The sequence below is a fragment of the Bacillus sp. TH25 genome (genome assembly GCF_016650935.1).
Classification (GTDB): Bacteria; Bacillota; Bacilli; order Bacillales; family Bacillaceae_G; genus Bacillus_A; species Bacillus_A mycoides.
This window is the reverse complement of sequence record NZ_JAEKEU010000036.1, coordinates 399,225-412,724: the sequence shown is the minus strand read 5'-3', so window position 1 is coordinate 412,724 and position 13,500 is coordinate 399,225. Positions and strand designations below refer to the sequence as shown.

The following is a 13,500-nucleotide window of genomic DNA, read 5'->3' as shown; positions in this document are numbered from 1 at the left end:
GTTTATAATGAATAGTATGGATTTTTTTAAGCAGACCGTTATATATAAGCTTATATTTGAAGAAAGGAAGTGCCGCATAAGTGGGTTTTAAGCAATATTCACCAGAAGAGCTAAAAGAATGTTCAATGATTGAAGTTGTACATAGTGTTTTAGGGAATAAAAGACAAGCAACGACATTCAACGAGTTGGTTCAAGAAATCGCTCAAGTGCTGGGACTATCTCAAGGGCAAGTTAATACGAAACTCGCACAATTTTATACAGATTTAAACATCGATGGACGTTTCATTAATTTAGGAGAAAATCGTTGGGGGCTACGTAGCTGGTACCCATATGAGCAAATTGATGAAGAAATTCTGCCTCAGCCAAAACCGAAGAAGAAACGCAAAGTTGAAGAAGACGGTTTTGACGACTACATTGAAGAAGATGATGTAGAAGAAGAAGAAGCAGAAGAAGTAGAAGAAGATGTAGTAGATTTGGACAAAGTTCTTGAAGACGAAGACGCAGACGATGAAGATGATGATCTTGATGATTTAGAAGAAGATAATGAAGACTTCGCAGAAGAAGAACTTGAGTATGATGAAACTGAAGAAGAAGAAGAGGAAGAGCGGTAGTTCTTGACTTTTCATTATCGTCCATGTAGAATCATTTTTGGGCTCTTTAAAAAAAGACGATAATACTTTTAAAGTGTAAATATAAAAGAAAATTGCTCCCTACTTATTACTTTATGTGATGAGGGGAGCAATTTTCTTTTTTGTTTTTTGTTTAGAAAATAAAAAGAGCCTAACAATAAGATAGATACAGTGTTATCTACATACGTTGCGCTTTGCAACGGTGATTATATAACAACGAAGTAGAAGGGAGTATTTTCATGACTAAGTATATTTTTGTAACAGGCGGTGTAGTATCGTCTTTAGGTAAAGGTATTACAGCAGCATCTCTTGGAAGACTTTTAAAGAATCGTGGTTTAAACGTAACTATTCAAAAGTTTGATCCATACATTAACGTAGACCCAGGGACTATGAGCCCCTACCAACACGGTGAGGTATTCGTAACAGATGATGGTGCAGAAACGGATTTAGACCTAGGTCACTATGAGCGTTTTATCGACATCAACTTAAATAAATACAGCAACGTAACAACAGGTAAAATTTACTCTTCAGTTCTTCAAAAAGAGCGTCGTGGTGAATATTTAGGAGGAACAGTTCAAGTTATTCCTCACATTACTAACGAAATTAAAGAACGTGTATATCGTTCTGGTCGCGAAACAAATGCCGACGTTGTTATTACAGAAATCGGTGGAACTGTTGGTGATATCGAGTCTCTACCATTCTTAGAAGCAATTCGTCAAATTAAGAGCGACATCGGTCGTGACAATGTAATGTACATTCACTGTACGTTAATCCCGTACTTAAAAGCAGCGGGTGAAATGAAAACAAAACCAACGCAACATAGCGTTAAAGAGCTTCGCAGCTTAGGTATTCAACCAAATATTATCGTTGTTCGTACAGAACTACCTGTTTCTCAGGACATGAAAGACAAGCTTGCATTATTCTGTGACATCGATACAAAAGCAGTTATCGAAGCACGCGATGCAGATACTTTATATGCCGTTCCATTATCTCTTCAAGAACAAAACATGGACCAAATCGTTTGTGATCACTTGAAGTTAGACAATCCAGCTGCAGATATGACAGATTGGACTGCGCTAGTTAATAAAGTACGTAACCTTTCTAAGAAAACAAAAATCGCTCTTGTTGGTAAATACGTAGAGCTTCAAGATGCATACATTTCTGTTGTAGAAGCGCTTCGTCATGCAGGTTATTCATTCGACACAGATGTAGAAGTGAAATGGGTAAATGCTGAGCACGTAACAGCAGAGAACGTAAAAGAATTAGTTGGCGACACAGATGGTATCCTTGTACCAGGTGGCTTCGGCGATCGTGGTGTAGAAGGTAAAATCGTTGCAATTCAATATGCTCGTGAAAACAAAGTTCCATTCTTAGGAATTTGCCTAGGTATGCAACTTGCATCAATCGAATTTGCACGTAACGTATTAGGATTAGAAGGAGCTAACTCTTCTGAAATTAATCCTGACACACCTTATGCAATTATCGATTTATTACCAGAACAAAAAGATGTAGAAGATTTAGGTGGTACACTTCGTCTTGGTCTATATCCATGTAAGCTTGCTGAAGAAACAAATGCTTACAATGCTTACAATGAGCCGGTTGTATATGAGCGTCATCGTCATCGTTATGAGTTCAACAATCAATTCCGTCCAGATATGGAAAAAGCAGGATTTGTATTCTCTGGTACAAGCCCAGACGGTCGTCTAGTGGAAATTATTGAATTACAAGATCACCCTTGGTTCGTGGCAGCACAGTTCCATCCAGAACTTGTATCTCGTCCAAACCGTCCACAACCATTGTTCCATGACTTCGTAAGTGCTTCTATTACGAATAAAGAGAGCAAGTAATAAAAAAAAGCGCCTGAAATAGGGCGCTTTTTTTAATATTCGTTTAACATTTCATCAATTGTAAATTTCAATCCGTGATAAGCAAATAAAGCTATAATTAAACTTGGGAACCCATAGCGGTTACCTTCATCATCTGGAATAAGACCTTTTAACAGCTTTGTATCAATATGTACATCTGTATATTGTTCCAGTGATTCAACACCTTCTTGAATAGCCGAGATTCCAACGATAGATTGGCCTTCTTCATGAAGTTTTTTCGCGGTTTTTATAATTTCTTCATCTGTCGAAAAACGACTAATAAGAAGTACGCGGTCCGCAGAAGTCACTGCCGCCGGTTCGCTGTTTTCTATTAAACGTTTTGCTTGTTTCATTGGTTCGGCGCCAAATAATGCTTCTGAAACAATACCTTCCATTTCGTTTGTACCATGCAAGTAAATGAAGCCGTCGCCAACTAACGCCTGGGCAAGTAGACGAGCGCTATCTTCTATATTCAATTCCTCTTTTTGAGAAATTCGGGAGAAATATCCACTTAATTGAGTCGAGAAAATTTTTAACATGTTGTTGCTCCTTTCTTTCGTGTTAGCTGGTTCTCATTATAGCTTATTTTTTTTGGAAAGGGGAAATCGTAGGGTAGCATAACGAAATAGTAAACGGTAAAATAAGAAAGAATAGGAAGGGATTTGGCAAAGAGTAGCGAAAATAAACCGATAAGATATAAGGAGCTTTAAATCTTGTACTTACACAGAAAGGTTGGGAGTTATGGAAGGGAAAATTTTAATCGTTGATGATCAATATGGCATTCGTGTTTTATTGCATGAAGTGTTCCAAAAAGAAGGTTATCAGACGTTCCAAGCAGCAAATGGATTTCAAGCTTTAGATATCGTGAAAAAAGATAATCCGGATTTAGTAGTGTTAGATATGAAAATCCCAGGTATGGATGGTATAGAGATTTTAAAACATGTAAAAGAAATTGATGAGAGTATTAAAGTGATTTTAATGACTGCTTATGGAGAATTGGATATGATTCAAGAAGCGAAAGATTTAGGAGCTTTAATGCACTTTGCTAAACCGTTTGATATTGATGAGATTCGTCAAGCAGTGAGAGATCAGCTTGCTGTAGAGGCGTAAAAAATGAATTTTTTATAAAAAATATGGAAAAAAGCGTTTACATGGACTATTGAGCAGGTGAATACAGTTGAGTTTTTGAGTACAAGTTGTTATCCTATTGAGTGTAGAAAGAAGTCCGGTATGTAAATATACATATTTTACCTTATTCTGGTCATACTACCAGCGATAAGAATTTATCGGATACAAAAAACGTTTTTTAGGAGGATTCACCATGCCTTTAGTTTCTATGAAAGAAATGCTAAACACAGCACTAGAAGGAAAATACGCAGTTGGTCAATTCAACATGAACAACTTAGAGTGGACTCAAGCTATCTTAGCTGCTGCGGAAGAAGAAAAATCTCCTGTAATCTTAGGTGTATCTGAGGGTGCAGCTCGTCATATGACTGGTTTCAAAACAGTTGTAGCTATGGTTAAAGCTTTAATCGAAGAAATGAACATCACTGTTCCTGTAGCGATTCACCTTGACCATGGTTCAAGCTTCGAAAAATGTAAAGAAGCAATCGATGCAGGTTTCACATCTGTAATGATCGACGCTTCTCACCACCCATTCGAAGAAAACGTTGAAACTACTAAAAAAGTGGTAGAATACGCACACGCTCGTAACGTATCTGTTGAAGCTGAGCTTGGAACAGTTGGCGGACAAGAAGACGACATCATCGCTGAAGGCGTAATTTACGCTGATCCAGCAGAGTGTAAGCACCTTGTTGAAGCAACAGGTATCGATTGCCTAGCTCCAGCTCTAGGTTCTGTACACGGTCCTTACAAAGGTGAGCCTAACTTAGGATTCGCTGAAATGGAACAAGTTCGTGACTTCACTGGCGTACCTTTAGTATTACACGGTGGTACTGGTATCCCAACTGCTGATATCGTAAAAGCTATTTCTCTAGGTACTTCAAAAATTAACGTAAACACTGAGAACCAAATTGAGTTTACAAAAGCTGTTCGTGAAGCATTAAACAAAGACCAAGAAGTTTACGATCCTCGTAAATATATTGGACCTGGCCGCGACGCTATCAAAGCAACTGTTGCTGGTAAAATGCGTGAGTTCGGTTCTAACGGTAAAGCGTAAGAATAAAATTCCGTTTTGGAAACCGTCTAGTCTTTTAGACGGTTTCCTTTCGTTGTATAATGAAAGCGCGAACAAGTCTAAAGATTTTATAAAGTGAATTTTTGGTTTGCAAATATAGAAAATAATGTGCATAGTCCTATTAATAAATGTGGTAAGTATCTGAATTGAGTAATTTGATTCGATGAATAGTTAATCTTCATCTATTTGTACAGCAGGGGAGCTACAGGTGATGGTTTTCTACTTATTGAGTTTCGGGATGGAGAGAGTGATTGAGATTCTTAAGGGGGAATCTTCTACTTCTTATAAAGAAGTAGAAGATAAATACATTCACAAGAAGGGAGCTCAATATGGAAAAGTTGCTAATTGAAGGCGGAAGAGCTTTAAATGGAACGATTCGTGTGAGTGGTGCAAAGAACAGTGCTGTTGCACTAATTCCAGCGACAATTTTAGCAGATACTCCAGTAACTATTGGCGGTGTTCCTAATATTTCGGACGTGAAAATGTTAGGAGACTTACTAGAGGAAATTGGAGGGAAAGTAACTTATGGGCAGGAAGAAGAGATGGTAGTCGATCCTTCTAACATGGTTGCGATGCCTTTACCAAATGGAAAAGTGAAAAAATTGCGCGCCTCTTATTATTTAATGGGTGCAATGCTTGGCCGTTTTAAAAAAGCTGTTATTGGGCTTCCAGGTGGATGTCATTTAGGGCCACGACCGATTGATCAGCATATTAAAGGGTTTGAAGCGTTAGGGGCATATGTTACAAATGAACAAGGTGCCATTTATTTAAGAGCAGACGAACTACGTGGGGCACGTATTTATTTAGATGTTGTTAGTGTAGGAGCTACGATTAATATTATGCTAGCGGCTGTACGAGCGAAAGGTAGAACTGTTATTGAAAATGCAGCGAAAGAACCAGAGATTATTGATGTAGCTACATTGTTAACGAGTATGGGAGCACGTATTAAAGGTGCTGGTACAGACGTAATCCGAATTGATGGTGTGGATTCACTGCACGGTTGTCACCACACTATTATTCCAGACCGTATTGAAGCTGGTACGTATATGATTTTAGGAGCAGCATCAGGAGGAGAAGTAACAGTTGATAATGTTATTCCTCAGCATTTAGAATCGGTTACTGCGAAGCTAAGAGAAGCTGGTGTTCAAATTGAAACGAACGATGACCAAATTACAGTGAACGGCAATAGAAGGTTAAAAGTAGTTGATGTAAAAACGCTTGTATATCCAGGGTTTCCAACGGATTTACAACAGCCGTTTACAACGCTTTTAACAAAAGCGCATGGAACAGGAGTTGTAACTGATACAATTTACAGCGCACGTTTCAAGCATATTGATGAATTGCGCCGTATGAACGCGCAAATTAAAGTAGAAGGCCGTTCAGCAATTGTGACTGGACCGGTTTTACTGCAAGGTGCGAAGGTGAAAGCGAGTGACCTACGAGCTGGTGCGTCCCTTGTTATTGCGGGTTTAATGGCAGATGGCATTACAGAAGTAACGGGACTTGATCATATTGATCGAGGTTACGAAAATATAGTAGACAAGCTTAAAGGGCTTGGTGCAAACATTTGGCGAGAACAAATGACAAAGCAAGAAATTGAAGAAATGAAGAATGCATAAAGTGAAACTTTAATCAGTATGGGGTATCCCACGCCGATTATTAACCCTCACCAATCGGGATAAGGTGGTGATACTTCCGTTAATGGGGAGCGAAGAATCACTACTAACGGAAGTACACTTTATAGAAAAACAAGGTTCACAAAATACGGCAGAAATATAAAGACTTAAAGGAGAGGGATTATCGTGGAAAGAAGTTTATCTATGGAGTTAGTACGTGTAACAGAGGCTGCAGCATTATCATCAGCGCGTTGGATGGGGCGCGGAAAAAAAGATGAGGCAGATGGTGCAGCAACATCAGCTATGCGTGATGTATTTGATACAATTCCGATGAAAGGTACAGTTGTAATTGGCGAAGGTGAAATGGATGAAGCGCCAATGCTATATATCGGAGAAAAATTGGGTACAGGATATGGACCACGCGTAGACGTTGCAGTTGATCCTTTAGAAGGGACAAATATCGTAGCGGCTGGCGGCTGGAATGCGCTTGCTGTTATTGCAATTGCAGATCACGGCAATTTGTTACATGCTCCTGACATGTACATGGATAAAATAGCGGTTGGTCCAGAAGCAGTTGGTGCAGTTGATATTGACGCACCTATTATCGACAACTTACGTGCAGTTGCGAAAGCGAAAAATAAAGATATCGAAGATGTTGTAGCGACAGTTTTAAACCGTCCACGTCACCAAGCAATTATCGAAGAAATTCGTAAAGCTGGTGCTCGTATTAAGTTAATTAACGATGGAGATGTAGCTGGAGCAATCAATACAGCATTTGACCGTACTGGTGTAGATATTCTATTCGGTTCTGGTGGAGCACCTGAAGGTGTATTAGCTGCGGTCGCATTAAAATGCTTAGGTGGAGAAATTCACGGGAAGCTCTTACCTCAAAACGAAGCTGAACTAGCTCGTTGTAAAAGAATGGGTATTGAAGATATCAATCGTATCCTTCGTATGGAAGACTTAGTAAAAGGTGACGATGCAATCTTTGCAGCAACAGGTGTAACAGACGGAGAACTATTACGAGGCGTTCAATTTAAAGGTAGCGTCGGAACAACACAATCCCTTGTTATGCGTGCAAAATCAGGCACAGTACGCTTCGTAGACGGCCGCCATAGCTTAAATAAAAAACCGAATTTGGTTATTAAATAAAAAGCGTAAGCGGCTCGTTTAGAATCGCAGGACACTTCAAACTCTCGACCTTGAAGCGCTCTTTGCTTCGAGTGAGAGAGCGAAATGACCGGAGATTCTAGCCGCTGAAGCTGGATTAAGTAAAAAGCGTAAGCAGCTCGTTCAGAATGGGAGGAAGAAGCGAAACCACCGACCCTTCTAGCCGCTGGAACTGGATTAAGTAAAAAGCGTAAGCGGCTCGTTCAGAATCGCAGGACACTTCAAACTCTCGACCTTGAAGCGTTTTTTGCTTCGAGTGAGAGAGTGAAATGACCGGAGATTCTAGCTGCTGAAGCTGGATTAAATAAAAGCAGAAATGCCTTATCTATTCTGCCTTAAAATCAGGTGAGTAGAAAAAAGAAAGAAATATGAAAAGGCGAAGACAAATTTTCTTGTCTTCGCTTCTTGTATTTGTGTTTCAACGTATTGATTAAAACTAGATAAAAGGGTTACAATAGTGAATATTATCCTACTTGAACTTATTGCCTTTCATTATTATTTATTTGCCTTCCGTATTTTTCCCTTTACCCATGTGAAAAGAGAATAAAGTTAAAGTGTGGTGTCTGAATGAATTTGTCAATTGCAGCATTAGAAAACATGAAATTAAAAGAGTTATACGAGCTTGCGAAGGAATTTAAGATTTCGTATTACAGCAAGTTAACGAAAAAAGAGCTAATCTTCTCTATCTTAAAAGCTCGAGCAGAAAAAGAAGGTTTCTTTTTCATGGAAGGCGTATTAGAAATTATTCAATCAGAAGGATTTGGATTTTTACGTCCTATCAATTATTCTCCAAGCTCAGAAGATATTTATATCTCGGCTTCGCAAATTCGTCGTTTCGATTTACGTAATGGAGATAAGGTTTCTGGTAAAGTACGACCTCCGAAAGAAAATGAGCGCTATTTTGGATTGCTACAAGTTGAAGCTGTAAATGGAGATGATCCAGACTCAGCAAAAGAGCGTGTACATTTCCCTGCATTAACACCGTTATACCCAGATCGCCAAATGAAATTGGAGACGGAAACGAAAAAGTTACCGACACGCATCATGGATTTAATCGCACCAGTTGGATTTGGACAACGTGGTTTAATTGTTGCGCCTCCAAAGGCTGGTAAAACAAGTCTGTTAAAAGAAATTGCACACAGTGTCACAACAAATCATCCGGAAGCAGAATTAATTGTACTTTTAATTGATGAGCGTCCAGAGGAAGTAACAGATATTGAACGTTCTGTTAAAGGTGATGTTGTAAGTTCTACTTTTGATGAAGTGCCAGAGAATCATATTAAAGTAGCGGAGCTTGTATTAGAGCGTGCAATGCGTCTTGTAGAACATAAAAGGGACGTTGTCATTTTAATGGATAGTATTACCCGTTTAGCGCGTGCTTACAACCTTGTTATTCCGCCAAGTGGTAGAACCTTATCGGGTGGTATTGATCCTGCTGCTTTTCATAGACCAAAGCGTTTCTTTGGGGCTGCGCGTAATATCGAAGAGGGCGGTAGCCTAACGATTTTAGCAACAGCGCTTGTTGATACAGGGTCTCGTATGGATGATGTAATTTACGAGGAGTTTAAAGGAACTGGAAATATGGAACTTCACTTAGATCGCTCATTAGCTGAGCGCCGTATCTTCCCAGCGATTGATATTCGTCGCTCTGGTACGCGTAAAGAAGACTTATTAATTCCGAAAGAACATTTAGACAAGCTGTGGGGTATTCGTAAAACAATGCGTGATACACCAGACTTTGTTGAAGGCTTCTTACGTAAACTTCGTCAAACAAAGACAAATGAAGAATTTTTACAAAATATTGTTGCAGACTCAAAAAGGTATGTAACCACTAAGTAAAGGGAAAAGATGGGGACTCGCTTATTTCATAGTAAGCGAGTTTTTTATGTTTTTAAGGGAATATTAGAGAGAGTAATATATGGAAAAAATTTGTTTTTTGAGATGGAAATCATATTTGGATTGAGAGCTTGAAGTGCCCTACGATTCTGGGCGAGCCGCTTGCGCTTTAAGGTGTATCTAGTTCCATCTCCAGCGGCTAGAATGGTCGGTGGCTTCGCTTCTTCCTACGAGGAAAAAAGCGCCTCTACGTCAGAAGCTCCATCCCCCTCTCATTCTGAGCGAGCCGCTTGCGCTTTTTATTTAATCCAGCTTCAGTAGCTAGAATGGTCGGTGGCTTCACTTCTTCCTGCGAGGAAAAAAGCGCCTCTACGTCAGAAGCTCCATCCCCCTCCCATTCTGAACGAGCTGCTTACGCTTTTTACTTAATCCATCTCCAGCGGCTAGAATCTCCGGTCATTTCGCTCTCTCGCTCGAAGTGACCTGGATTCTGAACGAGCCGCTTGCGCTTTTAATTGATATCCAGTTCCGGCGGCTAGCTCTTCGTGTCTAAGAACCTCACGCACTAAAGGTAAAAAGCACCTTTTGTGCGAGAGAACCTTAGCCAGTCAGAGCTGAGCGAGCCGCCTCCACTTTTAATTTTAAAAAGACAAAAACAGGTAGTTGCAAAATGGAGTTAGCCTTGTTATAATTTCATCATATGTGTTTCATCAATATAGTTGTGTAAGCAGCTGAAGATGAAAAACTCTGTTTCGAAAATGATTCAGGGCGGAAGGAGATGAAAAGAATGAAAGCAGGAATCCATCCAAATTACAATAAAGTTGTATTTATGGACACGAACACTGGCTTCAAATTCTTAAGCGGGTCTACAAAAGGCTCTAGCGAAACTGTTGAGTGGGAAGATGGTAACACTTATCCATTACTAAAAATTGAGATCAGTTCTGATTCTCACCCATTCTACACTGGACGTCAGAAGTTTGCTACTGCAGACGGACGTGTTGACCGCTTCAATAAGAAATACGGTATTAAGTAATAAAGAACATAAAACAGGCAAGTGTATGTATTCGCTTGTCTGTTTTTTTTGCGAAAATATTAAACCTTTACCCTACTTTGGATTAGGAAAGTAGATGAAAGGAGAGCTCAATGTACTTAATGAATCAAAATGGTTGGATTGAAGTGATTTGCGGGAGTATGTTTTCTGGAAAATCAGAAGAGCTCATCCGCCGTATACGCCGTACACAATTTGCGAAACAACATGCAATTGTATTTAAACCATGTATTGATAATCGTTATAGTGAAGAAGATGTTGTATCACATAATGGATTAAAGGTTAAAGCAGTTCCTGTTTCAGCTTCAAAAGATATATTTAACCATGTAACAGAAGAAATGGATGTTATTGCAATCGATGAGGTACAATTTTTTGATGGGGACATTGTGGAAGTGGTGCAAGTATTGGCAAATCGTGGCTATCGTGTCATTGTAGCTGGATTAGACCAAGATTTCCGTGGTCTACCATTTGGACAAGTTCCTCAGCTGATGGCGATTGCTGAACATGTAACTAAATTGCAGGCAGTTTGTTCTGAATGTGGATCTCCTGCAAGTCGTACGCAACGTTTAATCGATGGAGAACCAGCGGCATTTGATGATCCAATTATTTTAGTTGGGGCTTCAGAATCGTATGAACCACGTTGTCGTCATTGTCATGCAGTACCTACAAAACAAAGATAAGTGAAACTCGCTATGTAGAGCGGGTTTTTTTCGAAAATAGATGAAGATTGGTGGCAAGCTCTTCGTGTCTAAGAACCGACGCTACTCAAGGTGAAAAGCACCTTTTGTGCGAGAGAACCTTAGCCAGTCAGAGCTGAGCGAGCCGCTTGCGCTTTTAAATATTATCTAGCTCCAGCGGCTAGAATCTCCGGTCATTTCGCTCTCTCACTCGAAGCAAAGAGCACTTCAAGGTCGAGAGCTTAAAGTGTCCTGCGATTCTGAACAAGCCACCTGCGCTTTTAAATATAATTTGCGTTTTTTTGATTAAGTACCATATACTATTTGTATTAGATACTAGGATGTAGAGGTGAATGGTGTGTTAGATCGTTTGCAAGCTGTAGAAAATCGTTATGAGAAGTTGAATGAATTGTTAAGTGACCCAGAGGTTATTAGCGATACAAATAAGCTTCGTGAGTATTCAAAAGAGCAATCTGATATTCAGGACACGGTAGAGGTGTACCGTGAGTATAAAGATGTTCGTGAGCAATTACGAGATGCAAAAGCAATGTTAGAAGATAAGTTAGACGCTGATATGCGTGATATGGTAAAAGAAGAGGTTTCTGAATTAGAAGGACAAGAGAAAACATTATCAGAACGTCTGAAAATTTTACTTGTTCCAAAAGACCCTAATGATGATAAAAACGTTATCGTTGAGGTTCGTGGCGCTGCTGGTGGTGACGAGGCAGCTTTATTTGCTGGTGATTTATATCGTATGTATAGCCGTTATGCTGAGGTGCAAGGTTGGAAAACTGAAATTATCGAAGCGAGCTATACAGAGTTAGGTGGATATAAAGAGATTATCTTTATGATTAATGGTAAAGGTGCTTTCGCGAAGCTGAAATTCGAGAATGGTGCTCACCGTGTACAACGTGTTCCTGAAACGGAATCTGGTGGACGTATTCATACATCTACAGCGACTGTAGCTGTATTACCAGAGGCAGAAGAAGTAGAAATTAATATTCATGAAAAAGATGTTCGTGTTGATACGTTTGCTTCTAGTGGCCCTGGTGGACAAAGCGTTAATACAACGATGTCAGCGGTACGTTTAACACATTTACCGACTGGTGTAGTTGTATCTTGTCAGGACGAGAAATCACAAATTAAGAATAAAGAAAAAGCGATGAAAGTATTACGCGCACGTGTTTATGATAAATTTAGACAAGAAGCGCAAGCTGAGTATGATCAAAACCGTAAACAAGCTGTTGGTACGGGAGATCGTTCAGAGCGTATTCGTACGTATAATTTCCCGCAAAACCGTGTTACAGACCATCGAATCGGTTTAACGATTCAAAAGCTAGATCAAATCCTACAAGGTAAGTTAGATGATTTCATCAATGCCTTAGTGATGGAAGATCAGGCTCAAAAGATGGAGGCAGCTGAGTAATGCGTGTCTATGAAGCCCTGAAATGGGCTTCTTCTTTTTTACAGGAAAATGGACGAGATGAAAATGCGGGAGAAATTGTCCTTTGTCATGTATTAAAGACGAACAGAACCGGAATGCTCATGAATATGCGTGAAGAAATAACTGCGGAACAAGAGAAAAGTTTTGCACAATTTATCCACAAGCACGTAGAAGGTATTCCGATCCAATATATGCTTGGTTATGAAATGTTTTATGGCCGATCATTCTTTGTAAATGAAGAGGTATTGATACCAAGACCGGAAACAGAGGAACTTATAGTTGGGGTGCTAGAGAGAATTGAGCGCCATTTCGGTAATGAGGAGCTTCACATAGCGGATATCGGAACAGGTAGTGGAGCGATTTCTATTACGCTCGCTTTAGAAAATAAAAATCTTCATGTGTATACAGTAGATATCGCGCAGGAGTCGATTGAAGTTGCAAAAGAAAATGCAAAAACTTTAGGGGCGGATGTAACTTTCTATCACGGCGATTTACTGTCTCCGTTTTATGAAACAGGTCAGAAGTTAGATGTTGTTGTTTCCAATCCTCCGTACATACCAGAGGAAGATTGGCGTGGTCTTTCTACTGTTGTGAAGGAGCATGAGCCGAAGCGTGCGCTTGTTGGTGGTGAAGATGGACTAGATTTCTATCGTCGTTTTATGGAGGAATTGCCGAATGTATTACAGAAAAAGGCGATTGTGGCGTTTGAAATTGGTGTAGGGCAAGGTGAAGATGTGAAAGCATTATTACAGCAAACTTTCCCGCGCGCTCAAGTTGAAGTTGTATTTGATATTAATGGAAAAGATCGCATGGTATTTGCAGAGATAGAGTAAGGTATAAGCCTTACTCTATTTTTTGTATGAAAAATTCGTAACTACTCAGCCATACATTTTATTTAGAATTTTGGTAAGGGGTATTATTCCAGCGAAAATACGTACCTTATTACCTATAGATTGCTGTCATAAAGATAAAAATGGACACGCACTTTGTTACCTGTCTTTGTTTTAAAACTTTGTGC

The 13,500-nt window shown here is 39.6% G+C and carries 12 protein-coding genes; 11 read left to right on the top strand and 1 reads right to left on the bottom strand.

The window, feature by feature from the left end:
- Window positions 1-80 precede the first annotated feature (80 nt).
- Both rpoE and pyrG read left to right on the top strand, forming a co-directional pair.
- Window positions 81-611: a DNA-directed RNA polymerase subunit delta gene (rpoE, locus tag JFT89_RS17825; protein WP_002016316.1), complete on the top strand. Its 531-nt coding sequence runs from the start codon at window positions 81-83 to the stop codon at window positions 609-611.
- A 257-nt stretch (window positions 612-868) separates the two neighbouring features.
- Complete coding sequence (gene pyrG / locus JFT89_RS17820; RefSeq protein ID WP_002016314.1) at window positions 869-2,476, top strand: CTP synthase; 1,608 nt, start codon at window positions 869-871, stop codon at window positions 2,474-2,476.
- Between the two features lie 32 nt (window positions 2,477-2,508).
- On the opposite strand, the gene JFT89_RS17815 is transcribed toward pyrG, so the two are convergent.
- On the bottom strand, window positions 2,509-3,033 hold the full coding sequence (locus JFT89_RS17815; protein ID WP_002068565.1) for a DUF2529 domain-containing protein: 525 nt from the start codon (window positions 3,031-3,033) through the stop codon (window positions 2,509-2,511).
- A gap of 202 nt (window positions 3,034-3,235) precedes the next feature.
- On the opposite strand from JFT89_RS17815, the gene spo0F reads away from it, so the two are divergent.
- From spo0F to prmC, 9 genes are all read left to right on the top strand, one after another.
- A complete protein-coding gene (gene spo0F / locus JFT89_RS17810; protein ID WP_000398592.1) occupies window positions 3,236-3,604 on the top strand; it encodes a sporulation initiation phosphotransferase Spo0F in 369 nt (122 codons plus the stop codon).
- A 211-nt stretch (window positions 3,605-3,815) separates the two neighbouring features.
- Complete coding sequence (locus tag JFT89_RS17805; protein WP_002068568.1) at window positions 3,816-4,673, top strand: class II fructose-bisphosphate aldolase; 858 nt, start codon at window positions 3,816-3,818, stop codon at window positions 4,671-4,673.
- 347 nt (window positions 4,674-5,020) lie between these two features.
- Window positions 5,021-6,310, top strand: coding sequence for a UDP-N-acetylglucosamine 1-carboxyvinyltransferase (gene murA / locus JFT89_RS17800; RefSeq protein WP_002034893.1), 1,290 nt, complete (start codon window positions 5,021-5,023; stop codon window positions 6,308-6,310).
- A gap of 183 nt (window positions 6,311-6,493) precedes the next feature.
- Window positions 6,494-7,459 carry a class II fructose-bisphosphatase gene (gene glpX, locus JFT89_RS17795; RefSeq protein ID WP_002016310.1) on the top strand — a complete coding sequence of 322 codons (966 nt, stop codon included), beginning with the start codon at window positions 6,494-6,496 and terminating at the stop codon, window positions 7,457-7,459.
- Between the two features lie 585 nt (window positions 7,460-8,044).
- Window positions 8,045-9,316 (top strand): transcription termination factor Rho, encoded by a 1,272-nt coding sequence (rho, locus tag JFT89_RS17790; RefSeq protein WP_002016308.1) that lies wholly within the window; start codon window positions 8,045-8,047, stop codon window positions 9,314-9,316.
- A 784-nt stretch (window positions 9,317-10,100) separates the two neighbouring features.
- Window positions 10,101-10,346, top strand: coding sequence for a type B 50S ribosomal protein L31 (locus JFT89_RS17785; protein ID WP_000643447.1), 246 nt, complete (start codon window positions 10,101-10,103; stop codon window positions 10,344-10,346).
- A gap of 110 nt (window positions 10,347-10,456) precedes the next feature.
- Complete coding sequence (locus JFT89_RS17780; RefSeq protein WP_002016305.1) at window positions 10,457-11,041, top strand: thymidine kinase; 585 nt, start codon at window positions 10,457-10,459, stop codon at window positions 11,039-11,041.
- 355 nt (window positions 11,042-11,396) lie between these two features.
- Window positions 11,397-12,464 carry a peptide chain release factor 1 gene (gene prfA / locus JFT89_RS17775; protein ID WP_002139009.1) on the top strand — a complete coding sequence of 356 codons (1,068 nt, stop codon included), beginning with the start codon at window positions 11,397-11,399 and terminating at the stop codon, window positions 12,462-12,464.
- A complete protein-coding gene (gene prmC, locus JFT89_RS17770) occupies window positions 12,464-13,315 on the top strand; it encodes a peptide chain release factor N(5)-glutamine methyltransferase (RefSeq protein WP_016096484.1) in 852 nt (283 codons plus the stop codon). Before prfA ends, prmC begins: the two co-directional genes overlap by 1 nt.
- Window positions 13,316-13,500 lie beyond the last annotated feature (185 nt).